The organism is Sphingobium phenoxybenzoativorans (genome assembly GCF_001757355.1).
In the GTDB taxonomy this organism is placed as follows: Bacteria; Pseudomonadota; Alphaproteobacteria; order Sphingomonadales; family Sphingomonadaceae; genus Sphingobium; species Sphingobium phenoxybenzoativorans.
Window position 1 is genome coordinate 1 of the sequence record NZ_MINO01000060.1, and the last position, 25,194, is coordinate 25,194.

Sequence of the window (25,194 nt, forward strand, 5' to 3'; positions counted from 1 at the left end):
CTCAGCGGCATTGGTCTCGCCAATGGTGTCATCGGCCGATTCGGCGGCGGCAGTCTGGTCAGCGGAAGCGCCTTCGCCCTCACCGCCGCCTTCGCCACCGCGACGGCGGCGGCCACCACGGCGGCCGCGACGGCCACGGCGGCGCGGTTCGCCGCCTTCTTCGGCGGTCACTTCGCCCTGTTCGACTTCACCGGCTTCGGCGTCCAGTTCCCCGGCGTCGCCCTCGCCTTCGCCATCGGCGGCTTCTGCGCCACCCTCAGTGGAAGCGCCTTCGCCCTGCTCGCCATCGCGGCGGTTGCGGCGGCCACGGCGGCGGCGGCGGCGGCCGCGGCGGCCGCCCTCCCCGTCGCGATCTTCCTCACTGCGCGAGTCCCGGCGCTCGGATTCCTCGGAAGCTTCCTCGGCTTCCTCCTCCTCGTCCAGCTCCTCCTCAAGCAGATCCAGATCGTCATCTTCCTCGACGATCGGCGCATAGGTCACGACCTGGGTCGGACGGGGACCGCTGGCCTCCACCGACATGCGCGCGCCCTCTACCTCGCCATCGGGCAGGATGGTGATCGACACGCCGTAACGGCTTTCGATCTCGTCCAGCTCGCGGCGCTTGTTGTTCAGGACGTAGAAGGCCGCCTCCTGGCTGGCGCGCAGCGTGATGAAGGTGCCGCGGCCGCGCGCAGCCTCCTCCTCCAGCATGCGGAGCGCCGACAGACCGGCCGACGACGCCGTGCGGACAAGGCCGGTGCCCTCGCAATGCGGGCATTCGCGGGTCGACGCTTCCAATACGCCGGTGCGCAGGCGCTGGCGGCTCATCTCCATCAGGCCGAAGCCGGAAATGCGGCCGACCTGGATGCGGGCGCGATCGTCCTTCAGCGCTTCCTTCATCGCCTTCTCGACCTTGCGGATGTTGGAGTTCACCTCCATGTCGATGAAGTCGATGACGACAAGGCCCGCCATGTCGCGCAGGCGGAGCTGCCGGGCGATCTCTCGCGCGGCTTCCAGATTGGTGGCGACGGCTGTCTGCTCGATGCCATGTTCGCGGGTCGAACGGCCGGAGTTGATGTCGATCGACACCAGGGCTTCCGTCGGGTTGATGACCAGATAACCGCCGGATTTGAGCTGCACGACCGGGTGGTACATGGCCGCAAGCTGATCCTCGACGCCGAAGCGCTGGAAGAGCGACACCGCGTCGGCATATTGCTTCACCCGCCGCGCATGGCTGGGCATCAGCAGCTTCATGAAGTCGCGCGCGGCCTTGTAGCCATGCTCGCCCTCGACGATCACTTCCTCGATATCCTTGTTGTAGATATCGCGGATCGCCCGCTTGATGAGGTCGCTGTCATTATGGATCAGCGCGGGCGCGGCGGCCTTCAGCGTATTCTCGCGGATCTCGTCCCACAGGCGGGCGAGATAGTCGAAGTCGCGCTTGATCTCGACCTTGGTGCGCTGCAGGCCCGCGGTGCGGACGATGCAGCCCATGGTCGAGGGCAGGTTCATGTCGGCGATGATCGACTTCAACCGCTTGCGGTCGGCCGCGTTGCTGATCTTCCGGCTGATGCCGCCGCCATGCGACGTGTTGGGCATCAGCACGCAGTAACGGCCGGCCAGCGACAGATAGGTGGTCAGCGCCGCGCCCTTGTTGCCGCGCTCCTCCTTGACGACCTGGACCAGCAGCACCTGGCGGCGCTTGATGACGTCCTGAATCTTGTAGCGGCGGCGCAGCGACATGCGCTTGCGGCGCAGTTCGTCGGCGGCATCCTCATTATTGCGCGACGGCCGGGCCGGGCGCGCGGATGTTTCCTCGCCCTCTGCCGCCTCATGCGCTTCCTCATCCTCGTCATGCGCGGGATGGTCGACGTCCATCACATCGTCATGGTCATGATCGTCCTCATCCTCGTCGTCGGCGCGCAGCGCGGCTTCCTCGGCGGCGTGCTTCGCCTCCTCGGCCAGCAGCGCCAGCTTGTCCTCACGCGGGATCTGGTAATAGTCGGGGTGGATTTCCGAAAAGGCCAGGAAGCCATGGCGGTTGCCGCCATAATCGACGAACGCCGCCTGAAGCGACGGTTCGACCCGTGTTACCTTGGCGAGATAGATATTCCCCTTGAGCTGCTTGTGCTCAGCGGATTCGAAATCAAATTCCTCGATCCGGTTTCCCTTGACGATGGCGACGCGGGTTTCTTCCCGGTGGCGCGCATCGATCAGCATACGCAATGTCATTTATGATACTCCGGGCATGGCGGGCCGCGACGCGGGGCCGGGCGGCCATGCTGTTAAAAATAGGCTTCCGCAGGCAGCGTGCGACCTTGTGCGGGTGCTGCGGCGGCGCCAGGGTTGAAAGGCGGGTTTGAAGGGCGGTGTTTGCGTCTGCTGCAAAGGCAGGGCAGGCGATATCGCCGTGCCGGGCTTTGGCCGTCCACGCCCCTTGACCCGGAAACGGGCCATTCGGGAACGTGAAAAAATGCCTCATGCAGCGTCAACCTGTTGGATCGCCTCGAAAATCGGCGATCGTTCGATCCTGACAGTGTGCCGCGATCAGGCGGACTTTTCAGGATTGATGATGGGTAGCAGTGGTGAGGGGAACGCGCAACTTTTTTGCTCGGCCTGCCGCTGCAATGCAGGATGATCCTGCCCGGCTATAGTTAACAATGCCTTAACATCCTTCCGGAACGGCGGGACGGCCCGCTCCCAAATTCGGCTGGACGGCGGGCGGGATGCGGTAGCAAAAGCGGCCCATGCTTCCCTCCCTCGCCCTGGCCGCCATGCTGCTCACCGCCGGTCCCGCGCCGAATCGTCCGTCCGGCGCGATGGAGACGATTTCCGGCGCGTCGGCAGGCATGACGCGCCCGCCGCGCCGAAGCCACAGCATCACCGTTCCGATACCGGCGACCGCCAAGGGCATCGCCCTTCCCCCGATTCAGGGGCCGCGCGACGCATCCCGCCCGCTTGTCGTGATCGATGCGGGGCATGGCGGGCATGATCCCGGCGCGGTGAACAAGGAAACCGGCCGGCAGGAGAAGGATATCACGCTGGCGATCGCCCACGCCATTCGCGATGAACTGTTGAAATCCGGGCGCATACGGGTCGCCCTGACCCGCAATGACGACCAGTTTCTGATCCTGCAGGAACGCTATGGCATCGCGCGGCGGATGAATGCGGACCTGTTCATTTCCATCCATGCCGACGCAGCGCAGAATGCGGAGGCGCGCGGCGCGACGGTCTATACCCTGTCGGAAACCGCGTCCGACCGGGAAGCGGCGCGGCTGGCGGCGCGGGAGAACCGGGCCGACATCATCAACGGCGTGAACCTCAACGAACAGAGCGGCGACGTGTCGTCGATCCTGATCGACCTGACCCAGCGGGAAACCATGGCGATCTCCGCCAGCTTCGCCCGGCTGCTGCAGCGGGAGGCGGCGCCCTTCATCACCTTCCGCAACACCTATCACCGTTTTGCGTCGCTGATCGTGCTCAAGGCCCCCGACATCCCGTCGGTACTGTTTGAGACCGGCTATATCAGCAATGCCGACGATTCGGCCCTGCTCGGTTCGACCGAGGGGCAGGACCGGATCGCCAGGGGCGTCGCCAAAGCCATAGAAGTGCATTTCGCCCGCCGGGCAGTAGCGAAATAGCGCCCGGCCTAAATAGCGCCTGGCCCATATAGCGGCTGGTCAGATAGCAACTGGCCCGCATCTGGCGGCGGCAACCATTTGTTAACCACGACTCCCTAGCCTTGGCGGCCTGTCCCTTGAAGGATCGGCCATGTCTCTCCTGTCCCTGCTCAACGGCGCGCAATCCAGCCAGACCCAGTCCAGCAAAGCCTATGTCAGCACGGGCCTGAGCGCCGCCGCGCAGAAGGCGCTTGCCACCGCCAAAGAGGCTGCATCGACGGCATCGTCCGGGACACAAACGGCATCATCCCAGTCCGATGTCTCCATTTCTCCAGAGGCCCTCGCTGCAGCGCAGGCGAAGGAGGATAATGCCAAGGACTTCGCCGCCCTGTCCGCGCAGGTGCGCGCGGCGCTGGACGCACAATATGCAAAGGCGAATGCGACGGGGAACGCGACGGTGGAACGGGGTTCCGCGCCGGACCTGTCGGCCCTTTCCGGGCGCGCCGTCGCGGCGATCGCGCTCAACAGGACGGGCGCGTTCAGCCGGGCCGAAGTGCAGGCGGCCAAGGCCGAAATGCGCTCACGGATTCAGGAGGATTTCGCCAACGCCGCCCTATCGTCCGGGGGGTCCTCCGGGGGCATCGCCGCCTATAGCAGCCAGCTCGTCAGCCAATATGACGCCATGAGCGACGAGGAACGCGAGGCGCGCGACTGGACCGACAGCACCCGCGCCAGCGCCAGCGCTTTCGCCCTGAAAGCGACCACGCCCTCCCTCTGGGGCAGGCTCGCCAGCGACGATTAGGGCGTATCGCAGGCGCAGTTTGCGCCTGTAATTTTCCTACTTTTCCAACATGGCGAATAACCCGCTGTTGGATTCAGGACGTCATCCCCCAATGGAGATGATTGTCGCGCTGCAATCGCTGTTCTTCACCGTCGCCAATGCTTCGGAAACATTCATTCCGCCAAAGCCGTTTCTCGCGCGGTACTTCATCAGGAGCGCATGCGCGCCGTCCTTATCCACCGGCGCAATCCGTGTTTCGATATGTTCGAAGGAATCCGGATCGCGAAGCCGTTCCTTTACGGCGTCGGCCACGCCCCGGTGGGACCCGTCCCAGGCGGACAGGCAGTGAAAGCCTTTCCTCTTGTTCTCCGCGCTCTTGTCTGCCTCCGCCTTGGCTTCCACCGCCGCCGATTGCGGGTCGGACGGCTTGCCAACACATGTCGCGACCATCACCAGAAAGATCAGCACGCCAAGGCATCCGACCACGCCATTGACGTTTTTATCCTTCGCCTTTCCGGCGGCGACCTCCTCCGCGCTGAATTTGGCGCCGCAATGTTTGCAGACCAGCGCTTCCTTCTTGATCGTCTCGGCGCAGGCCGGACATTTCTTTTCATCACGCTTCATCATTTCGCCCCCAACTCCGGTCGTTTGGGCAGCGAAACGAGATCGCGTCAAGCACACAAAGAACCGTTTCCGGTATAGCCGGACACCCTCGCTTTCCCCGTCGCATTCACCGCCTGTCGATCCGCGCTGGCAATGCGCGCCGGATTTGCCTAGAGCGCTGTCCGGTATGGACGAAGCCGAAGCGACCAATCCCGGAAAGAGCGACGTGGCGTACCGACTGCGCAGGGGCGCGGGCGGCGTATCGGCGTGGTTCCAGGATCGCGTCCGCAACAAATGGGCGCGCCGCGCGCTGTGGCTGCTTGGCGGCATCGTCATCCTGTTCAGCCTGTTCTGGGTGATCTTCGCCCGCGACCTGCCGGACGCCCGCACCCTGCTCGCCTATGAGCCGCCGCTGCCGACCATCGTGCGCGACGTCAACGGCCAGCCGGTCTACAGCTATGCCCGCGAACGGCGCGTCCAGCTTCAATATGCCGATTTCCCGCCAATGCTGATCCACGCCTATCTGGCGGCGGAGGACAAGACCTTCTTCAGCCACCACGGCGTCGACATTCCCGGCTTCTTCGGCGCGGTGTTCGACTATGTGCGCAAGTTCGGGTCCGGCGAGCGGGCCAAGGGCGGCTCCACCATCACGCAGCAGGTGGCGAAGAACCTCCTGATCGGCGACGCCTATTCGCCAACGCGCAAGATCAAGGAGATGATCCTTGCCTATCGCATGGAGAATGTCCTCACCAAGCAGCAGATACTGGAGCTCTATCTCAACCAGATATTCCTCGGCCGGAACGCCTATGGCGTGCAGGCGGCCGCCCGCGCCTATTTCGACAAGGATGTGGGCGAGCTGAAACTCAACGAGATGGCCTATCTGGCGATCCTGCCCAAAGGCCCCGCCAATTACCGCCCGGAAAGCGAAACCGGCTATCAGCGCGCGATCGAGCGGCGCAACTGGGCGCTGGGCGAGATGCGCAAGAATGGCTGGGTCAACGACGCGCAATATCGCGAGGCGCTGGCGACGCCGCTCAGCACCGTGCGCCAGCGCGGGTCGCCCTACGGCACGGCGGGCGGCTATTATATCGAGGAAATCCGCCGCCGCCTGATGGAGAAATTCGGCGAGAAGGCGTCGGACGGCCCGAACAGCATCTATGCCGGCGGCCTATGGGTGCGCAGCCCGCTGGACCCGGTGATGCAGGACCATGCCGAAGAAGCGTTGCGCGCTGGCCTGATCCGCTATGACGCGGGCAAGGGCTGGTCCGGCCCGGTCGGCGAAATCCAGATGAGCGACAATTGGCGCCGCGACCTGGCCGTCAGCAACATCGGCATTGATTATCAGGACTGGAAGGCCGCGCTGGTCGTGTCCAAAAATGCGGGGGCGGCGGAGCTGGGCTTTACCGACGGCACCACCGGCACACTGCCCGCGTCGGGCGCGCAGATGCTCTACCGCCGCACCGATCGCCCAGCTTTCGATTCGCTCAAAGCCGGCGACCTGATCGTCGTGACGAAGAATGGCGGAAGCTGGGCGCTGCGCAACATACCCGGCGTGTCGGGCGGCATGGTGATCGAGGATACGCATGGCGGCCGCATCCACGCGCTGCAGGGCGGTTTCGACGCGCGCCTCTCCTCCTACAACCGCGCGACGCAGGCGATGCGCCAGCCGGGATCGACGATCAAGCCGTTCGTCTACGCCGCCGCGCTCGACAATGGCATGACGCCCGCGTCGATCATCGTCGATGGCCCCTTCTGCGTGTTCCAGTCGATCCGGCTGGGCCAGAAATGCTTCCGCAACTTCTCCGGCGGCGGCGCGGGTCCGCAGACGATGCGCTGGGGCATTGAGCAGTCCCGCAACCTGATGACCGTGCGCGCCGCGTCGCAGACCGGCATGGAGCGGGTCGTCCGCACCATCAAGGCAATGGGCATCGGCGATTACCAGCCCTATCTCTCCTTCGCGCTGGGCGCAGGCGAAACCACTGTCGCGCGCCTGACCAACGCCTATGCGATGCTGGTCAATCATGGGCGGCAGCTCGACGCCAAGGTGATCGACTATGCGCAAGACCGGCACGGCAAGGTGATCTGGCCGGAACGCTGGCAGCCGTGCCAGGGATGCAACATGCCCAATTGGGACGGCCGGGCGATGCCGCGCTTCTCGAACGAGGGGCGGCAACTCATGAACCCGATGACCGCCTATCAGATGGTGCACATCACCGAGGGCGTGATCCAGCGCGGCACCGCGACCGTACTGCGCGACCTGGACCGGCCGCTGTTCGGCAAGACCGGCACCACCAACGGCCCGACCAATGTGTGGTTCGTCGGCGGCTCACCCGATCTCGTCGCGGGCGTCTATCTCGGCTACGACACGCCGCGCAGTCTGGGCGGTTATGCGCAGGGCGGCCGCATCGCCGCGCCGATCTGGAAACAGGCGATGGCGCCGATCCTGAAGGACATGCCCAAGACGCCCTTCATCGCCCCCAACGGCATCCGCATGGTCCGCATCGACCGCCGTTCAGGCAAGCGCGTCTATGGCGCATGGCCGACCGACGACCCCAAGGCGTCAGTCATCTGGGAAGCCTTCAAACCCGAAACCGAACCCCGCCGCACCATCCGCAAGGAAGAAGTCGAGGCGCAGGACAAGGCGGCGGCGAGGACCGGCGCGACCGGACGGCCGACGAACGATAATGACTTCCTGCAGCAACAGGGCGGGATTTATTGAGGGGTTGCGTAGCGCCGACCTCTACAATCGCCTCTTTGTGTCCATGCGTTGATGCAGGATGCGCACAACCGCGATCCCATAATCCGTTACCCGGAAATAGATGATATGGCGTCCAGTGGAGCGGCGGCGATAGCCCTGCCGGATATGCGCGCAATCCTGCGCTTGTCGGGGGAATTTGGCGAGGTCGCCGCATGCCGCTCGTATGGCCAGCGCATAAGCATTCGCCTGATCCCGGCCCCACTCCTTCTCCGTGTAACGCCAGATGTCGGCCAGATCACGCGCGGCTGCGGGCGTTAACCGGTATTCAGCCATTGGCGGCGTTCATGTCCTTGAGGAAAGCGTCAAAGTCGAAAGGCCGTGGTTCACCACTTTGTTCGCCCTCGATCAGCGCCTGACGGATCGTGTCAATCTCGAAAGTCCGCTCCTGCTCCCGCCGGATAAGATCACGGATCGCCTCGCTGTCGTTGGTGTAATCCCCGGCAGCGATGCGGGAATCGATCCATGCGTCCTGCTGTTCGGTCAAGGTGATGGTTTTCCTAATAGTTGCCATGGGATGGTCCGCCAAATACTGATGCGACGATAATCATACTATCGGGGCAATTTGATTGCAAATTGACTAAGGGGCAAGGGGGCGTCGGAGCCGTTGCAGTCGACAGTATGCAATCCCTTGCCCCCAAAACACTGGCGTTCCCCCTCCCCCTCGGATAGGTGCGTGCCTTTGATGCGTTTCCCTATCCAACCAATCGGAAACGCCGGTAATTTCGGAGAGACCCCATGCGCGCCGAAGCGCAGCAATATATTGATCGTATCGACGCCGCGCTGGACCTGCTGCGCCGGTTTCTGGACTGGGACCGGGCGCTGCGGCGGCTGGACGAGCTGAACGCGCGCGTCGAGGACCCGACGCTGTGGGATGACGCGAAGAAGGCGCAGGAGGTGATGCGCGAGCGCACCCGGCTGGACAGCGCCATCGGCGCGACCCGCGCGATCGACAGCGAGAAAAAGGACACGGCCGAGCTGATCGAGATGGCCGAGGCCGAGGGCGACGAGGAGATGATAGCCGAAGGCGTCGCTGGCCTCAAAGCGCTGGCCGAACGCGCTGACGAGGACAAGGTGAAGGCGCTGCTGGCCGGAGAGGCCGACGGCAACGACACTTATCTGGAAATCCATGCGGGCGCGGGCGGCACGGAGAGCCAGGACTGGGCCGAGATGCTGCAGCGCATGTATCAGCGCTGGGCCGAGCGGCGCGGGTACAAGGTCGAGCTGGTCGATTATCATGGCGGCGAGCAGGCGGGCATCAAGTCCGCCACGCTGCTGATCAAGGGCGAGAACGCCTATGGCTATGCCAAGACCGAGAGCGGCGTGCACCGTCTGGTCCGCATCAGCCCCTATGACAGCTCCGCGCGGCGGCACACCAGCTTCTCGTCCGTCTGGGTCTATCCGGTGATCGACGACAATATCGACATCGAGATCAATGAGAGCGACCTGAAGATCGACACCTATCGCGCGTCGGGCGCAGGCGGGCAGCACATCAACACCACCGATTCCGCCGTGCGCATCACTCATGTGCCGACCGGCATCATCGTCGCGTGCCAGAACCAGCGCAGCCAGCACAAGAACAAAGCCGAGGCCATGAACATGCTGAAGGCGCGCATGTATGAGGCGGAGCTGCAAAAGCGCGAGGCGGCGGCGAGCGCCGAACATTCGGCCAAGTCCGACATCGGCTGGGGCCACCAGATCCGGTCCTATGTGCTGCAACCCTATCAGATGGTGAAGGACCTGCGCACCGGCGTCGTCTCCTCCTCTCCCGACGATGTGCTGGACGGCGCGCTCGACCCCTATATGGCCGCCGCGCTGTCGCAGAAGGTGACGGGCGAGAAGGTCGATGTCGAGGACGTCGACTGATGTCGGCGCTGCGGGCGGTGATCGCGATCGCCGGAGCCATCACGCTCATCCCGATGCTGGGCGCCTGTCACATGCTGGGCGACGCGAATGACGCCGACCGCCCGGCCAGCGCCCGCCCCTTCCCCCGCGCCGACCGGCCGGTGGCGCCGATCGTGTCGACCCGCTGGTCGACCGAGGAAGCGCGCGACCGGGTGAACGAGGCGGAGGACATCATGGACCGGGCGGGCATAAAGCCGGGCATGACCGTGGCGGACATCGGCGCGGGCGAAGGCTATTACACCGTGCGCCTGGCCAAGCGCGTCGGCCCCACCGGCCGCGTTCTGGCGGAGGACATCATGCCGGAGACGATCGACGCGCTCGGCCGCCGCATCAACCGCGAGGACTGGAAGAATGTCAGCGTGAAGCTGGGCACGGTCGACGATCCGAAGCTGCCCGCCGACAGTTTCGACCGGGTGATGATGGTGCATATGTATCATGAGATTTCGGAGCCCTACGCCTTCCTCTGGCACCTGTTCCCGGCGCTGAAGAAGGATGGCGAGATCATCGTCGTTGACGCGGACCGCCCGACCGACCAGCATGGCACGCCGCCCCGCCTGCTGGCCTGCGAGTTCGCCGCCGTGGGATACCGGCTGGAGCAGATGATCCCGAAGCCGACGGCGGGCGGATATATGGCACGGTTCAGGAAGATCGCCGCGCGGCCCAACCCGGCAAGCATTGTGGCGTGCGCGATGCGTTAGGGTGAGCAGGTGCCGCAAGACTTTGTATCGAGGCGTCTCAAATTCTTGGCCACGCGAAATGCCAGGTCACGTTCTTCATAAGGACCATGCCATTTACCGTTGCGGCCGGAATCTGCTGATTGCGTGCCTTTGCCATCGTTACAGAAACCACACTCGGCGCGATGAATGCGCGCACGGTCATGCGTCCAGTTTTCATAAACAAAATACATTCCGCTGCCTCCTCGTTTTGAGGCCTCTTATTCAAAGCATAATTTGAGGTCGCGCTAGTTAGAAAATACATGCCGTCCTGCACGTCGCCAGATTGCAGGAATCTTCCCAAAAACCATCCTTAGCCATATCCTAACCCTTGCCGCCTATGGCGGACCTCATGGACATGGCGCCCGATCCAGCGCTGAAAACCGGGATTCCGGGGACGATGCCGATGGGGCAGGCGGAACGCTGGGCGGAACTGGCGGCGGATGCCGCGGAAGCGAACTGCTTCTACACGCCGGACTTGCTGCTGCCCGCGCTCGCCCATCTTGACGGACAGGGCGTACGCCTGGTTGAGGCTATGCATGGCGATATGGCGATCGGCCTGATGCCCATGAGCGTGGAGCGGCGCTATGGCCGCCTTCCCGTCCGCAATGCCGCCAACTGGATGCATCGCCACTGTTTCTTCGGCGCACCACTGATCCGGCGGGGGCATGAGCAGGCGGCCTGGGCAGGGTTCCTGGCGCTGCTGGACGAAACGCCGGAAGTGGGGAATTTCCTGCACCTGTCCGGCCTGGACGCCGCCGGGGCGAACGCCGCCGCGCTGGAGGCGATATGCTTCGCGCAACGCCGTGCGATCGTAGAGATCAAACGCTACGACCGCGCACTCCTCCGCAGCGCCCTGTCCGCCGACGAATATTGGGAAACCCACGTCCGGTCGAAGAAGCGCAAGGAAATCCGGCGGCTGCAGAAGCGGCTGGCGGAACTGGGAACGGTGCAGAGCCGCACGCTGACCGACGCAAGCGATCTCATATCATGGTGCGATGATTTTCTGACGCTCGAAGCGGCAGGATGGAAGGGTGAGGAAGGCACGGCGCTCCAATGCCGGGCGGGCGACAGTGCCTTCTTCCATGCCGCCTGCGCTGCCGCTTTCGCGTCCTGTGCGCTGCATTTCCTGCGCATCGACCTAGACGGCCGCGCCATCGCGATGCTGGTCAATTTCCGTCACGCTGGCGGCGCATTCTCCTTCAAGATCGCGTTCGATGAGGCGCTGGGACGCTTTTCGCCCGGCGTGCTGATCGAGATCGACAATCTGCACGCGGTGCAGGGCGATGCCGCCATCGGCTGGATGGACAGTTGCGCCGCCGTGGACCACCCGATGATCGACAGCCTGTGGGCCGAGCGCCGCAGCATCGTCCAGTATCGCGTCGCCCTGAAAGGCAATGGCCTGACCCGCGCGCGCAGAACCACCGCTTTCGCCGCCGCCGACATTGCCGAGCGCGGCAGCGCCTTCATCAGAGGATATAGAACCGCATGACCGCCCAACGCCCCGTTGTCGGCAAAAGCCCCTGGCTCGCCTTCTCGCAAACCGCGCGCGAGGCGTTCGGCAGGGCCTATCCCGACCAGCCCGTGATGCTGACCCACGAACTGGCCGGGCACCCGCTCTTTTCGCGCGAGGCGCTGGCCATATTGGCGGAGCGCATGCCGCCGGCGTCGGTCGAATATAATCTGGGCAAGCTGCCGCTGGGCGTGAAGCCGGACGAAACGCCGGACAATGGCCTGACGCTGGGCGAGACGGTGCGGACGATCGACACCAATGGAAGCTGGGTCGTTCTGAAGAATGTCGAGCGCGATACCGAATATGGCGCGCTGCTGGATTCGGCGCTGGCGGAGATAGAGCATCTCGTCCTGCCCGCGACCGGGCCGATGCTGCACCGGGAGGCATTCATCTTCCTGTCCTCGCCGGGCAGCGTGACGCCGTTCCACATGGACCCGGAGCATAACATCCTGCTGCAGATCGACGGCGAAAAGACGATGACCGTATTCCCGGCGGGCGACGAGGCGCTGGTGCCCGGCGAGCAGAGCGAAAAATTCCATGCGGGCGGCCACCGCAACCTCGCCTGGAACGAGGACTATCTGGAAAAGGGCACGCCATTCATGCTGGTGCCGGGCGAGGCGATATTGGTGCCGGTCAAGGCCCCGCATTTCGTGCAGAACGGCGCGAGCGTATCGGTCAGCTTCTCGATCACCTGGCGGTCGGACCGCAGCGTGGCGGAAGGCGAACTCCACGCGTTCAATGCGCTGTTGCGGCGGCGGCGTCTGCCGGTGGGCAAGGTGAGCAACCGGCCGGAAACGCAGAAGATGCGGCGGTTCATGTATCGCGTGATGCGGAAAGTGGGGTTTTAGAAGCTTCGTCACCCCTGCGTAGGCAGGGGTCCCGCTGCCTCAACCAGCGAAGAACCAGCGGGACCCCCGCCTGCGCGGGGGTGACGGTAGAGAGCCAATAAACCCGCTTTAAGAAACCGGCCGCCTGAGCAGTTTCCGCAAAACCGCCTCCGCCTCCAGCCGGGGCGAAAAGCGTTCCAGCGACCACCATTCCAGCGTTTCCGATCCGGTCGACAGGCTCTGCTTGTACCGGTCCTTGCCCGCCAGCAGCGAATATAGGGAAAGGTCCATGCCCGCATAACGGCCAACCGCCGCCGCGTGGCACAGCAGGCCCGGCTTTCCCTTCGGTCCCAGCGGCGCGGCGAAGGCGGATTGATAGTTCATCGCCCGCCCGCGATGGACGAAGTTGAGCAACAGGCCGAGCAGATGATCGCCAGCCGTGATGCGGAGAAGTTCCACCTCGCCGGTTACGAGGCCCTTGTGGGTGAGGGTCGCGGCGAACCGGCGAAAGACCGCATCGTCCCAAGCATTTTCCGCATGACGGCCGGTGTTGAGCGCCTGCATCTCCGCCAGCCAGCCGTCGATATCCGTCTCCGTCGCCAGAGCGATTGCTGGTTCAGTGGCGCCATAATCTTTGGCGGCGCGCTTGATCTGGCTGCGGGTATTGGCGCTGAGCAGGGACAGATAATCGCCCTTTGCCGCCCGCACGGCGTCCAGATCGACATGATAGGCGGGGGATTGGTCGATCCGCACCCGGCGGCGGAAGCGAGTGGCCAGCAAAGGCGAGTCCGGCGCCACGCCCGACAGCCGGAGCGCCCGCCAGTCATTGCGGCGCAGGATCGCGCGCATCGCTACGTCATGCAGGTCGGCAGGCGCATCCCTCGCCGCCAGCAGGCCATTATATTCGATGAACGGCCGGTCCGCCTGATACTGCCCGGCCTGATTGAGCCATAATGTAGGCGTCCGCCCCAACAGCCGCTTGTCCAGCGACCGGCCGATCAGCGCCAGCGCGGCGTCCCCGCCCGCACCATCCTTCACCGCCAGCAGTTCCGGCGTTGCGCCGGTCGCCGACAGCCAGCTTTCCATCCAGGTCCAGCCCAGGAAAAAACTGCCCTCCGCCCGCGCCTCCAGCGCCCGCCAACGCGTCTCCAACTGGTCGCGCGGCGGCAGGGGCGAGAAGGTCGCGGTGAGCGTCATAGCGCCGCTATTTCCGGGCGCGGCGATGCGGTCAAGCGAAAGCGCGGGGCTGGGAAGCTTAGGACGTATAAGTGCCTACAAGTATCCGTTCGTCCTGAGTAGCCATTGAGCGAAGTCGAATTGAGCAGGTGAAACATCCCCCGGATGTTTCACCTGCTCAACGTATCGAAGGATCGGGGCTTGGCGCGGATGCTTCGATACGAGCCTTCGACAAGCTCAGTCTCTACTCAGGACGAACGGATAAATGAAATTAACTCACCGTGCGCATCACGCCTGCACGATCAGCCGCTCAATCTCCGACACCGGGTGGCTGGCAAGGTCCTTGCTCAATTCCCCGGTCAGGCGGCTCTGCACCGCCTTGTGATAATGTTTGCGCAATTCGCCCAGCGTGTTGGGCGGCGCGACGATGATCAGCTTCTCAAAATCATTGGCCAGCGCCCGCCGGTTCAGCATCGCAGCGGCTTCGGCGGCGAAGCGATCCTCGCTCTGTTGGTGGAAATCGGTCTGTTCGAACGCGCCCCTGCGCGACCCGCCGGGCGCTGCATTGCGGCCGGGGGCGGACGATCCCTGCTCGCGCGTCGCTTCATCTTCGTGGGTCAACGCTTCCTCGACCTCCAGATTGGGATATTCGGCATCGCCCTTGTTGCGGAACAGCAGCATCTTCGCGCCGTCCACCACCATGACCAGCGCGTCATTGTCGATCTGCATATCCGTATCTCCTTATGCTTGGTTCTCCTTTCCTAACGTGCGGCGGGGGCCAAGGGTTGCGCGGCTCGTCGCGCGGCGGCATAGGGCTGGCCATGCACGACATCCGCTCCATCCGCGAAAATCCCGCCGCTTTCGACGCCGCGCTCGCGCGCCGGGGGCTTGATCCTGCGAGCGGCGAAGTTCTGACCGCTGATAAACGTAAACGCGAAGCAGCGACAGTTCTCCAAGAGTTACTTGCACGGCGGAAGGAGCTTTCGCAGCTTTTTGGTCAAGCTAAAGCCAAAGGCGAACAACTTCCTACATCCTTGCTTGCGGAAATAGAGAGTTTGAAGGCAAACATTCCCGGCGGCGAGATCGAAGAAAAGCTAGCTGGCGAAGCTCTGGAAGCCATTCTCGCCGCCATCCCAAATCTCCCCGCCGCCGATGTGCCCGAAGGCGAGGACGAGGCGGGCAATGTCGAGGTCAGCCGCTGGGGCACGGCGCGCACGTTCGATTTCACGCCGCAAGATCATGCCGATTTCGGCCCCGCGCTCGGTCTTGATTTTGCGGGTGGTGCGGCGCTTTCTGGCGCGCGCTTCACGGCCTTACGGGGTCAAATGGCGCGCTTACACCGGGCGCTCGCCCAATTCATGCTGGACCTTCAATCGAGCAAGAACTGTTATGAGGAGGTTAATCCGCCCCTGCTGGTTAAAGACGAAGCGCTATTCGGGACCGGACAACTGCCAAAGTTTAAGGAAGACCTATTCGAGACTGACCTCTCTCTCCATCAAGACACTCTGCTTTTTTGGCAGCTCAGCGAGTTGAACAAACTCAAGGCTCAAGGGAAAGTTGAGGAATCGGCTGGCTTGGCGCAGCCTGAGGTCATGCGGCTAATACCACCTGCTCCTACACGCCGCTGGCTGATCCCCACCGCCGAGGTCAGCCTGACCAACCTCGTCGCGAACCAGATCGTGCCGGAGCCGACCCTGCCGTTGCGCTTCACCGCGCTCACCCCCTGCTTCCGCTCCGAAGCGGGCGCGGCCGGGCGGGACACGCGCGGTTATATCCGCCAGCATCAGTTCGAGAAGGTGGAGCTTGTCGCCATCTGCCGCCCGGAGGAGTCCGAGGCCGAGCATGAGCGCATGTGCGCCGCTGCGGAGGGCGTGCTGCAGGCGCTTGGCCTCCCCTATCGCAAGATGCTGCTGTGCACCGGCGACATGGGCTTTTCCGCGCGCAAGACTTTCGACCTGGAGGTCTGGCTGCCGAGCCAGAATACCTTCCGCGAGATCAGCAGCGTGTCCAACTGCGGCAATTTCCAGGCGCGGCGCATGAACGCGCGTTACAAGCCGGAGGGGGAGAAGCAGACGCGCTTCCTCCACACGCTCAATGGCTCCGGCCTTGCGGTCGGCCGTACGCTGGTCGCGGTGCTGGAAAATTACCAGAATGCGGATGGCAGCGTGACCGTGCCGGAGGCGCTCGCCCCCTATATGGGCGGCATCACGAAGCTGGAGCCGAGATAAACTCCTTTATATCCGTTCGCCCTGAGCCTGTCGAAGGGCTGTCCTTTTCTTAAAGAAGTGCAGGGCTTCGACAGGCTCAGCCCGAACGGATCAAAGGTTTCTCCCCATGCGTATCCTCCTCACCAATGACGACGGCGTCCACGCCCCCGGCCTGAAAGTGCTGGAGGCGATCGCGCGCACTTTGTCCGACGACATATGGATCGTCGCGCCGATGGAGGAGCAGTCGGGCGCGGGGCACAGCCTGACCCTGACCCGTCCCCTGCGCGTGCGGCAGCATGGCGACAAGCATTACAGCGTCAGCGGCACGCCTACCGACGCGGCGATGATGGCGGTGCGGCAGTTGATGAAGGACAGTCCGCCCGATCTGGTCCTGTCCGGCGTCAATCGCGGCGCGAACCTGGCCGAGGACATCACCTATTCCGGCACCGTCGCCGCCGCGATGGAGGGGGCCATATCGGGCATCCGCTCCATCGCGATGAGCCAGGTCTATGCCAGGGAAGGCATGGGCGACACCGTGCCCTTCGCCTGCGCCGAGGCATGGGGCGAGAAGGTGCTGCGCCCGCTGATCGCCATGCCTTCGGGCCAGCGCATGTTGATGAACGTCAACTTCCCGGCCATCGACCCGGCCGCCGTCAAGGGCATCCGCGTCGTGCGGCAGGGGTTCCATGATGTCGACCGGACCCATATCATCGAGGGCACCGACCCGCGCGGATACCAATATTACTGGTTCGGCCTGGGCAATAGCGACGCCATGCCCGACGGCACCGACCTGGAGGCGATTGCGCAGGGCTATGTGACCGTCACGCCGCTGCATTACGACCTGACGCATGATGGATCGATGGCCGCCACCGCCGCCGCCTTCGGAGCCTAAGCAGGAGACCATAGGCAGAAGGATAGGCAGGGCGGGCAAAAGCCGTTAGCTTGCCCGCGATGCGCGCGGACCATTCAAGCGGGAAACGATAATGCGCCTGCCCGTCAGGCCCTCGCGGGAGGGCGTCAGCTTCCTGCGCCGCCGTTCCGCCATGCCGGTCTGGGCCGACCTTGCCTGGCGGGTGGCGCTGATCCTGCTGCTGGGCGTGCTGGTGCTGCTGTTGCACTGGTTTGGCCGCGAGGGCCTGAAGGACAATTACGACAATCACATCAGCTTCATCGATGTGCTCTATTTCACCACCGTCACGGTGACGACGGTGGGCTATGGCGACATCGTGCCGGTGACACCCGACGCCCGCCTGTTCGAAACGGTGATCGTCACGCCGATCCGCCTGTTCATCTGGCTGATCTTCCTCGGCACGGCCTATAGTCTTTTTTTCCGCAACATCCTCTACAGGTGGCGCATGGCACGCATTCAGGACGCGCTGCACAACCATATCGTCGTCGCCGGTTTCGGCACCAGCGGCAACGAGGCGGTCAACGAACTGCTGAGCCGCGGCACCAACGCGCATGAGATCGTCGTCATCGACACAGGCGAAAAGGCGCTGCAGGTCGCCGAGGGGCTGGGGTGCAATATCCTGTGCGGCGATGCGACCCGCGACCGGACGCTGACCGATGTGCGCATCGACCGGGCGCGGACGATGATCGTATCGGCAGGACGGGACGACACGTCGATCCTGATCACGCTGACCGCCCGGCACCTGGCCCCCGACCTGCCGATCAGCATCGTAGTGCGGAACGAGGATAATGAGCTGCCCGCGCGGCAGGCGGGCGCGACCACCGTGATCAATCCGGTCAGCTTTGCCGGGCTGCTGCTGGCGGGCAGTTGTTCCGGGCCGCATATCGCCGCCTATATGGCTGACCTCGCCTCGGCTGGCGGGCGGGTGCAACTGGGCGAGCGGATGGTGCGCCCGGACGAGGTGGGCAAGCCCCTCTCCGCCGCCGGACCCGGCATCGCCCTGCGCATCTATCGCGGCGGCCAGCCCGTGGGATTCTGGGAAAAGGGCGCAAGGAGCCTGATGCCCGGAGATATGATTGTTGAGGTGATTCCGGGCAAGGGATCGGTGCCCGACACGAACGATTAATCCGAAGTGGATGATTCCACGCCCTAATTTCTGCACCGCAACATAGGCTGGCCAGCGTCGATACTGTCCCGTAATGATACGGCGTTAACCAATGCGATCTTTGCAATCGGCATGTTGCAAAACGCCCATAGCGTCTTGGCGTCGATTCTCGGGGGCGGAGTGGGGCGCTGCGCGTACATGCGATTTGTTATTACCGGGGAAGCGGGGCCGGTTGGCCGGACGTCTGGCGTGATGTCGATCTGGAGGCGCGCAATCTGATCAGCGCGCTGAAGCAGCTCGGCATCAATCAGGACTATGGCTATACCATGACGGGGTTCGGGATCGGCCTCGGCTCCAACGTCACGGCCAGGCCGGAAACGCCGCTGATGCTGGCGGCGCGGTTGATGCTGCGCGCCATCAGGGCGGCGGGATATGAGGAAGGCGCGACGATCGTGCCGGTCCCGTCAGGCACCCATACCCGTCCCGGCAGCGATTTCGTCGGCGGCCGCATCGCGCGGGTGATCGAGATACGCGACCCCAATTTCGCGAGCGCGCCCCTGCTGCACTTCGCCCGCTCCGTGCCGCGCACCACGGCGGGCCGGCGCAGGACGGAAACGGCGCTGCGCGTCAACCTGCGCGCCTCCGCCGTGATTCCGTCAAAGCGGCGCGTGATCCTGCTGGACGATGTGATGACGACCGGGGCGCATCTGCGCGCGGCGGCCGGGTTTCTGGCGGAAAGGGGCATTCGCGTGGACGACGCCTTCGTCGTGGCGCGGCAGGCCGTGAACTGCCCGGAAAATATGTTCAACGTGCCGGTGCTCGATCTGTAGGGTTGCATGCCGCCCGGCCTGCATCTAGCCCGAAGGAGACGATGCGGCACATCCTTGCTTTCTTCCTCTGCCTGATTTTCCCGGCTTTCCTGCTTCCGGCCAGTGCGGGGGCCCAGGTGGCCAACAAGCCCGCGCCCGGCATCGTGCGCGTGCGCCTGATCACGTCGGAGGGGCCGATCATCCTCGCGCTCGACGCCCGCCGCGCGCCAAAGACGACCGGCAATTTCATGACCTATGTCGATGACGGCCGGTTCGACGATACCCAATTCTATCGCGCGGCGCGGCGCAAGACCGACCCGAAGCTTGGCTTCATCCAGGGCGGCGTCGGCACGGACGCCCGCCGCACCCTGCCCGCCATCCCGCATGAGCCGACAACGCAGACCGGCATCCAGCATCTGGACGCCACCATTTCGATGGCCCGCAACGCGCCGGGCACGGCGATGGGCAATTTCTTCCTGACCGTGGGATCGACGCCCAATATGGACGCCGCCGGCCAATATCCCGGCTATGCGGCGTTCGGCCATGTCGTCGCAGGCATGGACACGGTGCGCCGCATCCTCGCCATGCCCACGGGCGGCGGCGAAGGCGCGATGCGCGGGCAGAAGCTGTTGAAGCCCGTGCGCCTGATCCGCGCGGAACGGATAGACGGCAAGGCCAGACCCTCCAGCCCGATCAAACCCTGGCTGATGAAGACGCTGCGCAAGGACATGAAGCCCCGTAACCGTAGCCAATAGTCTAAGCCCGCAATCGCGCCTCGTGACATTTGCCCCGCGAAACACTATGTGGCGCGGCAATCATGGCAACTGCATTTCCCCCCGCGCCCAAGGTCGGCATGGTGTCGCTTGGCTGTCCCAAGGCGCTGGTCGACAGCGAGCGCATCCTCACCAAGCTGCGTTCCGACGGCTATCAGATGTCGCCCGACTATGCCGGGGCGGACGTCGTGCTGGTCAACACCTGCGGCTTCCTCGATTCCGCCAAGGAGGAATCGCTGGAGGCGATCGGCGAGGCGATCGCGGAAAATGGCCGCGTTATCGTCACCGGCTGCATGGGCAATGAGGCGGAACTGATCCGCGCGCGTTTCCCCTCGGTCCTGGCGGTCACCGGCGCGCATCAATATGAGCAGGTCGTCAACGCCGTGCATGAGGCGTCCCCGCCCGTGCCCAACGCCTTCGTCGATCTGGTGCCGGAGGGCGGGCTGAAGCTGACGCCGCGTCACTACAGCTACCTCAAGATTTCCGAAGGCTGCAACCACCGCTGTTCCTTCTGCATCATCCCCTCGCTGCGCGGCGATCTGGTCAGCCGCCGCATCGACGCGGTGCTGCGGGAGGCGGAAAAGCTGGTGTCGGCGGGCACGAAGGAACTGCTGGTCATCAGCCAGGACACGTCGGCCTATGGCGTGGACACGCGCCACGAACCGCGCACATGGCATGGCCGCGAAGTGCGCGCGCATATGACCGACATGGCGCGCGAACTGGGGCAGCTCCGCACGGCGGAGGGGCGGGCGCCTTGGGTGCGGCTGCACTATGTCTATCCCTATCCGCATGTCGATCAGGTCATCCCATTGATGGCCGAGGGGCTGCTGACCCCCTATCTCGACATTCCGTTCCAGCATGCCGCCCCCGCCGTTCTCAAACGCATGAAGCGCCCGGCGAACGAGGCGAAGGTGCTTGACCGCATCCGCACCTGGCGCAGCATCGCCCCGGACATCGCCATCCGCTCCAGCTTCGTCGTCGGCTTCCCCGGCGAGACGGAGGAGGATTTCCAATATCTGCTGAACTGGCTGGAGGAAGCGCAGCTTGATCGCGTCGGCGCGTTCCGGTTCGAGGCGGTCGAGGGCGCGGCGGCGAACGCGCTCGACAATCCGGTGCCCGAAGAGGTGAAGGAAGAACGCTACCAGCGGATCATGGAAAAGACCGCCGCCATCTCCGCCGCCAAGCTGCAGGCGAAGGTCGGCCGCATCCTGCCCGTGATCATCGACGAGGTTGGCGAACCGGACGAAGAGGACGGCAGCATCGGCGCCACCGCCCGCAGCCAGGCCGACGCGCCGGAAATCGACGGCAATGTCTTTCTGCGCGATGTGAGCGAGGGTTTGAAGCCCGGCGACATAATCGACGTGCTGATCGAGGATGCCGACGACCACGACCTGTTCGGCGCGCCAGTATTGGGGTGAGATTGTCGGGGCACACCCCTCACCTCCGTTCGTGCTGAGTAGAGACTGAGCTTGTCGAAGGCTCGTATCGAAGTACCTCGCGCCCAGTTCCGATCCTTCGATACGCCACTTCGACAAGCTCAGTGGCTACTCAGGACGAACGGAGGTTAGGTTTGAGCGCGAAATTCGGTTGCAAGACTCCGCTGGAATCCCCGCTCCCCCTTGTCTAGAGCGGGTCGCATGAACGACACAGTCTCCTTCGGCTATCGCGACGTCGATGCTTCGGAAAAGGCCGGCATGGTCCGCGGCGTTTTTTCCAATGTCGCCTCCAGCTACGACCTGATGAACGACGCCATGTCGGGCGGCGCGCATCGCCTCTGGAAAGACCAGTTCGTCCGCCGCGTGAAGCCGCAGCCGGGCGAGGCGATCCTGGATATGGCGGGCGGCACGGGCGACATCGCCTTCCGCATGCACGCGCGCGGCGCGAACGTCACCGTGTCGGACATCAATCCGGAAATGCTGGCCGTCGGCATGGAGCGCGCAAGCAAGAAGGGCCTGACCGGCCTTGCCTGGTCTGAACAGAATGCCGAGGCGCTGACCTTCGCCGACCGCAGTTTTGACGCCTATACGATCGCCTTCGGCATCCGCAACGTCACCCATATCCAGCAGGCGCTGGAGGAAGCGCACCGCGTCCTCAAGTTCGGCGGGCGCTTCTTCTGCCTGGAATTTTCCGCGACGCTGTGGCCCGGTTTCTCGGACGTGTACGACGCCTATTCACACAAGGTCGTGCCTAAACTCGGCAAGTTGCTGGCGAAGGATGAGGACAGCTACCGCTACCTGATCGAATCGATCCGCCGTTTCCCGGACATGCCGAAATTTGAGGGGATGATCCGCAAGGCGGGCTTCGTCAGTACGAAGGTTGAGCCGATATTGGGCGGCCTAGTCGCGATCCATAGCGGCTGGAAGGCATGATGCGGATTTCTACAAGCCCCTCCCTTTCAAGGGAGGGGGAAGGGGTGGGTGCGAGCGCAGCGAGCGTGCGACATCTCGATAGTTCGGAAGCGCCGCTGACGCGGCGCGCCCACCCCACCCCCTCCCTGGAAGGGAGGGGCTAAGCCGGGATGCCCTCCCATATCACCCATCTCTGGCGGCTCCTGAAATGGGGGCGGACGCTCGCTCGGCACGGTGCCCTCACCGGCATCGAGCGCGATCCGATGACCCCCGCCCCGGTCCGCCGCCTCGCCCGCCTTGCCCGGTTCGGCGCGCGCGTGCCGAAGCAGCCGCGCTATGCCGACGCATTTCAGGCGATCGGCCCGGCGGCGATCAAGCTGGGCCAGACACTCGCCACCCGGCCCGATCTGGTCGGGGAAGAAGCGACGCAGGACCTGCTGCGCCTGCAGGATGCGCTGCCGCCCGTGCCCTTCGCCGCGATCCGCGCGCAGATCGAGACGAGTTTCGGGCGACCGCTGGAGTCCGTCTACGCCAGCTTTGACGAAACCCCGGTCGGCGCCGCCTCCATCGCGCAGGTGCATCGCGCCCGCACGATCGAGGGCCGCGACGTCGCCGTCAAGATCCTGCGCCCCGGCGTGATCGACCAGTTCAACCGCGACATCCAGACCTATGAATGGGCCGCCGCCCATCTGGAACAGCTTGGCGGAGAAGCGGCCCGCCTGCGCCCCCGCCTGGTCATCGCGAACCTCAAACGCTGGACCGCGCGCGAACTGGACCTGCGGCGCGAAGCCGCCTCCGCCTCCGAACTGGCCGAGGCGATGCAGGCCATGCCCGGCTACATCATCCCCGCCATCGACTGGGACCGCACCAGCGGCCGGGTGATGACGATGGCGTGGGTCGACGGCATCAAAATATCCGACCGCGCCGCCCTGATCGCGGCGGGCCATGACCTGAAGGCCATCGCCGCGCGGCTGGTCAACGCCTTCCTGCGGCAGGCGATCGCCGAAGGCTTCTTCCACGCCGACATGCATCAGGGGAATTTGTTCGTCACCCCGTCCGGCGACATCGCCGCGATCGATTTCGGCATCATGGGCCGGATCGACCGGCGCGCGCGCATGTGGCTGGCGGAGATTCTCTACGGCCTCATCACCGGCAATTATCGCCGCGTCGCGGAAATCCATTTCGAGGCGCAATATGTGCCCGCCCATCATGACGTCGCCGAGTTCGCGACAGCGCTCCGCGCCGTGGGCGAACCGATGCGCGGCAAGCCGGTCAGCGAATTGTCGGTCGGCCAGATGCTCGACGGCCTGTTCGCCATAACCCGCGATTTCGACATGCAGACCCAGCCGCACCTGCTCCTCCTGCAAAAGACTATGGTGATGGTCGAGGGCGTCGCCACCGCGCTCGATCCGCAGATCAACATGTGGGAAACGAGCGGCCCCTATGTGAAGGAATGGCTGCGCACAGAGCTGGGACCGGAGGCGGCGCTGGCCGATGGCCTGATCCGCAACGTCCGCACGCTCCAGCGCCTGCCCGACCTCATCCGCCGGATCGAGGACGCCTTCCCGGAAAAGGGCGGCGCGCCACCGCCGCCGCCGCTGACCGAGGTGAAGCTGATCCGCGTCGGCGGCGGATGGAAATATGCGCTGGTGGCGGCGATTGCGGCGGTGGCTGGGGCTGGGGCGATGTGGGGCGCTCAAATGCTATGAACGGGATCAGGCGGGACAATGCCTATTTCCGCCTGCTACTGGCATCCATCCTGACATGCTGGATCAGCGCATTCTGCTTTGCGATCGACCTTTACCCCGGCTCGCCATTTGGCGTCGATTGGGGAATAGTCATCAATCCTTCCATTCTTCTGATCGGCGGTGCCTTTCTTACCATTCCAGCCGGTTTGTTCGCGCTCTTTGCTATCTGGCCATTCGTGCTGCTGGTCGTGCAAGGCGTGATGCGGATCGAACCAACCGTTCCGCACAAATATAACTGGTTGGTCTGGATAGGATCAGGTGCGATCCTTGGTCCTCCGGCCCTGTTCGCTTACTCTTTTCCCCTAGGATTAGGGCATGCACTCTTAGCCAATCTGATCCTTACTGGTGTGATCTGCGGAAGCCTATGTGCGGCGCTCGTCCGAGGGCTAATTGGGCCGAATATTGTCGACTGATCCATCCGCGTATAATCGAAACCGGCCTACAGGCTGATCAGCCCAATGTTCGCCTATATCGGCGCAGCCCTGCGAAAGGCCGACACAGGAATTGAGGTAAACCTCATAGATATGCTCGGATGCTGGGAGCACCGAATCTCCCGTCCAGCGATAACCGCAACGCCTTTCACCAAGCGTTACAGGGAAGGTTTCAGACGGCTGGCAGGGTTTGAGCGCCTTTCCACCCTTTTCAAAAAGAGCGACCACCCGATTCACTTTGAAGACGGATAAGCGCTCCACCTTTTCCTTCTCGTCATCCCAGCCGAATATCCGTTCGGTAATGATGCCGCGATGGCGGACATGGAAAGTCAGTTTGCCCGCCTCCACCATGGCTATGACAAAAGGCGGCGGCGGCTGACATCCCACCAGGAACAACGCCATGCCCGGTATCAGCCATTTCCGCACTCGACACTCCTCAGCAGCGCATGCTCTAATAAACTGGACAAGCACGATCCGCACGACCAAATGTGCTGTCGCTTATGACCCCACCCCGCATCCTCCTCATCGTCACCGGCGGCATCGCGGCGTATAAGTCGCTGGAGCTGGTGCGCCTGCTGCGCCGCGACGGGATCGCCGTGCGCGCGGTGATGACCAAAAGCGCGGAAAAGTTCGTGACGCCGCTGTCGCTGGGCGTGCTGACGGAGGATCATGTCTATGGCGACATGTTCGACCTGAAGGAAGAACGGGAGATCGGCCATATCCAGCTCAGCCGTCAGGCCGACCTGATCGTCGTCGCCCCCGCCACCGCCGATATATTGGCGAAGATGGCGGCGGGGATCGCCGACGATCTGGCCACCACCATATTACTCGCCACAGACAAGCCGGTGCTCGCCGTGCCCGCAATGAACGTGCGCATGTGGCATCACAAGGCGACGCAGCGGAACCTGGAGCGGCTGCACGCCGACGGCATCCACATCCTGGAGCCGGACAGCGGGGCGATGGCCTGCGGCGAATATGGCAAGGGCCGCCT

At 64.1% G+C, this 25,194-nt stretch carries 24 protein-coding genes and 1 pseudogene; 17 read left to right on the top strand and 8 right to left on the bottom strand.

What is annotated here, in order from left to right:
• Positions 1–2,211: Rne/Rng family ribonuclease (locus BHQ40_RS19375; protein ID WP_216094907.1), on the bottom strand; the 2,211-nt coding region annotated here is incomplete at its 3' end.
• 605 nt (positions 2,212–2,816) lie between these two features.
• Between BHQ40_RS19375 and BHQ40_RS19380 the strand changes: the two are divergent.
• Positions 2,817–3,620: pseudogene (locus BHQ40_RS19380) on the top strand (N-acetylmuramoyl-L-alanine amidase family protein); the annotation flags it as partial.
• Positions 3,621–3,750: 130 nt separating this feature from the next.
• On the top strand, positions 3,751–4,401 hold the full coding sequence (locus BHQ40_RS19385) for a hypothetical protein (protein WP_070157487.1): 651 nt from the start codon (positions 3,751–3,753) through the stop codon (positions 4,399–4,401).
• Positions 4,402–4,482: 81 nt separating this feature from the next.
• Here the strand turns inward: BHQ40_RS19385 and BHQ40_RS19390 are convergent, their stop codons facing one another.
• Complete coding sequence (locus BHQ40_RS19390; RefSeq protein WP_070157488.1) at positions 4,483–5,007, bottom strand: zinc ribbon domain-containing protein; 525 nt, start codon at positions 5,005–5,007, stop codon at positions 4,483–4,485.
• Positions 5,008–5,170: 163 nt separating this feature from the next.
• Here BHQ40_RS19390 and BHQ40_RS19395 point away from each other — a divergent pair, with 163 nt between their 5' ends.
• Positions 5,171–7,702 carry a penicillin-binding protein 1A gene (locus tag BHQ40_RS19395; RefSeq protein ID WP_070157489.1) on the top strand — a complete coding sequence of 844 codons (2,532 nt, stop codon included), beginning with the start codon at positions 5,171–5,173 and terminating at the stop codon, positions 7,700–7,702.
• Positions 7,703–7,723: 21 nt separating this feature from the next.
• Here the strand turns inward: BHQ40_RS19395 and BHQ40_RS19400 are convergent, their stop codons facing one another.
• Both BHQ40_RS19400 and BHQ40_RS19405 read right to left on the bottom strand, forming a co-directional pair.
• Positions 7,724–8,014, bottom strand: coding sequence for a type II toxin-antitoxin system RelE/ParE family toxin (locus tag BHQ40_RS19400; protein WP_070157490.1), 291 nt, complete (start codon positions 8,012–8,014; stop codon positions 7,724–7,726).
• The gene (locus BHQ40_RS19405) at positions 8,007–8,252 is read right to left on the bottom strand and encodes a type II toxin-antitoxin system ParD family antitoxin (protein WP_070157491.1); all 246 of its coding nucleotides are present in this window, start codon (positions 8,250–8,252) and stop codon (positions 8,007–8,009) included. Before BHQ40_RS19405 ends, BHQ40_RS19400 begins: the two co-directional genes overlap by 8 nt.
• Before the next feature lie 224 nt (positions 8,253–8,476).
• On the opposite strand from BHQ40_RS19405, the gene prfB reads away from it, so the two are divergent.
• Both prfB and BHQ40_RS19415 read left to right on the top strand, forming a co-directional pair.
• Positions 8,477–9,604: a peptide chain release factor 2 gene (gene prfB / locus BHQ40_RS19410; RefSeq protein WP_070157492.1), complete on the top strand. Its 1,128-nt coding sequence runs from the start codon at positions 8,477–8,479 to the stop codon at positions 9,602–9,604.
• Between the two features lie 53 nt (positions 9,605–9,657).
• Positions 9,658–10,341, top strand: a complete 684-nt coding sequence (locus BHQ40_RS19415) for a class I SAM-dependent methyltransferase (RefSeq protein WP_139139364.1) — start codon at positions 9,658–9,660, stop codon at positions 10,339–10,341.
• A gap of 37 nt (positions 10,342–10,378) precedes the next feature.
• Here BHQ40_RS19415 and BHQ40_RS26300 read toward each other — a convergent pair whose 3' ends face one another.
• Positions 10,379–10,660 (bottom strand): hypothetical protein, encoded by a 282-nt coding sequence (locus BHQ40_RS26300; RefSeq protein WP_070157494.1) that lies wholly within the window; start codon positions 10,658–10,660, stop codon positions 10,379–10,381.
• A 48-nt stretch (positions 10,661–10,708) separates the two neighbouring features.
• Here BHQ40_RS26300 and BHQ40_RS19425 point away from each other — a divergent pair, with 48 nt between their 5' ends.
• Both BHQ40_RS19425 and BHQ40_RS19430 read left to right on the top strand, forming a co-directional pair.
• Positions 10,709–11,848 (top strand): GNAT family N-acetyltransferase, encoded by a 1,140-nt coding sequence (locus BHQ40_RS19425; RefSeq protein WP_070157495.1) that lies wholly within the window; start codon positions 10,709–10,711, stop codon positions 11,846–11,848.
• Positions 11,845–12,717, top strand: a complete 873-nt coding sequence (locus BHQ40_RS19430) for a cupin-like domain-containing protein (RefSeq protein ID WP_070157496.1) — start codon at positions 11,845–11,847, stop codon at positions 12,715–12,717. Before BHQ40_RS19425 ends, BHQ40_RS19430 begins: the two co-directional genes overlap by 4 nt.
• Positions 12,718–12,825: 108 nt before the next feature.
• Here BHQ40_RS19430 and BHQ40_RS19435 read toward each other — a convergent pair whose 3' ends face one another.
• Together BHQ40_RS19435 and BHQ40_RS19440 are read right to left on the bottom strand one after the other, a co-directional pair.
• Positions 12,826–13,893, bottom strand: coding sequence for a GNAT family N-acetyltransferase (locus BHQ40_RS19435; protein WP_070157497.1), 1,068 nt, complete (start codon positions 13,891–13,893; stop codon positions 12,826–12,828).
• A gap of 267 nt (positions 13,894–14,160) precedes the next feature.
• Positions 14,161–14,601 carry a host attachment family protein gene (locus tag BHQ40_RS19440; RefSeq protein WP_070157498.1) on the bottom strand — a complete coding sequence of 147 codons (441 nt, stop codon included), beginning with the start codon at positions 14,599–14,601 and terminating at the stop codon, positions 14,161–14,163.
• Positions 14,602–14,693: 92 nt separating this feature from the next.
• Between BHQ40_RS19440 and serS the strand changes: the two genes are divergently transcribed.
• The 9 genes from serS (at position 14,694) to BHQ40_RS19485 (ending at position 24,185) form a co-directional block, all read left to right on the top strand.
• Entirely contained in the window at positions 14,694–16,100 is a 1,407-nt protein-coding gene (gene serS, locus BHQ40_RS26765) for a serine--tRNA ligase (protein WP_070157499.1), read from the top strand.
• 106 nt (positions 16,101–16,206) lie between these two features.
• Entirely contained in the window at positions 16,207–16,971 is a 765-nt protein-coding gene (gene surE, locus BHQ40_RS19450) for a 5'/3'-nucleotidase SurE (RefSeq protein WP_070157500.1), read from the top strand.
• Between the two features lie 91 nt (positions 16,972–17,062).
• Positions 17,063–18,115, top strand: a complete 1,053-nt coding sequence (locus tag BHQ40_RS19455) for a potassium channel family protein (RefSeq protein WP_070157501.1) — start codon at positions 17,063–17,065, stop codon at positions 18,113–18,115.
• A gap of 305 nt (positions 18,116–18,420) precedes the next feature.
• A complete protein-coding gene (locus BHQ40_RS19460; RefSeq protein WP_070157502.1) occupies positions 18,421–18,924 on the top strand; it encodes a ComF family protein in 504 nt (167 codons plus the stop codon).
• Between the two features lie 41 nt (positions 18,925–18,965).
• A complete protein-coding gene (locus BHQ40_RS19465; protein ID WP_070157503.1) occupies positions 18,966–19,658 on the top strand; it encodes a peptidylprolyl isomerase in 693 nt (230 codons plus the stop codon).
• Between the two features lie 62 nt (positions 19,659–19,720).
• Positions 19,721–21,094: a 30S ribosomal protein S12 methylthiotransferase RimO gene (rimO, locus tag BHQ40_RS19470; RefSeq protein WP_070157504.1), complete on the top strand. Its 1,374-nt coding sequence runs from the start codon at positions 19,721–19,723 to the stop codon at positions 21,092–21,094.
• 219 nt (positions 21,095–21,313) lie between these two features.
• Positions 21,314–22,045: a class I SAM-dependent methyltransferase gene (locus BHQ40_RS19475; protein ID WP_070157505.1), complete on the top strand. Its 732-nt coding sequence runs from the start codon at positions 21,314–21,316 to the stop codon at positions 22,043–22,045.
• 149 nt (positions 22,046–22,194) lie between these two features.
• Positions 22,195–23,733: a 2-polyprenylphenol 6-hydroxylase gene (gene ubiB, locus BHQ40_RS19480; protein WP_070157506.1), complete on the top strand. Its 1,539-nt coding sequence runs from the start codon at positions 22,195–22,197 to the stop codon at positions 23,731–23,733.
• A complete protein-coding gene (locus BHQ40_RS19485) occupies positions 23,730–24,185 on the top strand; it encodes a hypothetical protein (protein ID WP_070157507.1) in 456 nt (151 codons plus the stop codon). Before ubiB ends, BHQ40_RS19485 begins: the two co-directional genes overlap by 4 nt.
• Here the strand turns inward: BHQ40_RS19485 and BHQ40_RS19490 are convergent.
• Positions 24,159–24,629 (bottom strand): hypothetical protein, encoded by a 471-nt coding sequence (locus tag BHQ40_RS19490; RefSeq protein ID WP_139139363.1) that lies wholly within the window; start codon positions 24,627–24,629, stop codon positions 24,159–24,161. The genes BHQ40_RS19485 and BHQ40_RS19490 overlap by 27 nt on opposite strands.
• A 74-nt stretch (positions 24,630–24,703) precedes the next feature.
• On the opposite strand from BHQ40_RS19490, the gene BHQ40_RS19495 reads away from it, so the two are divergent.
• Positions 24,704–25,194 (top strand): flavoprotein (locus BHQ40_RS19495; protein ID WP_290438440.1); only part of this gene is annotated, 491 nt, incomplete at its 3' end.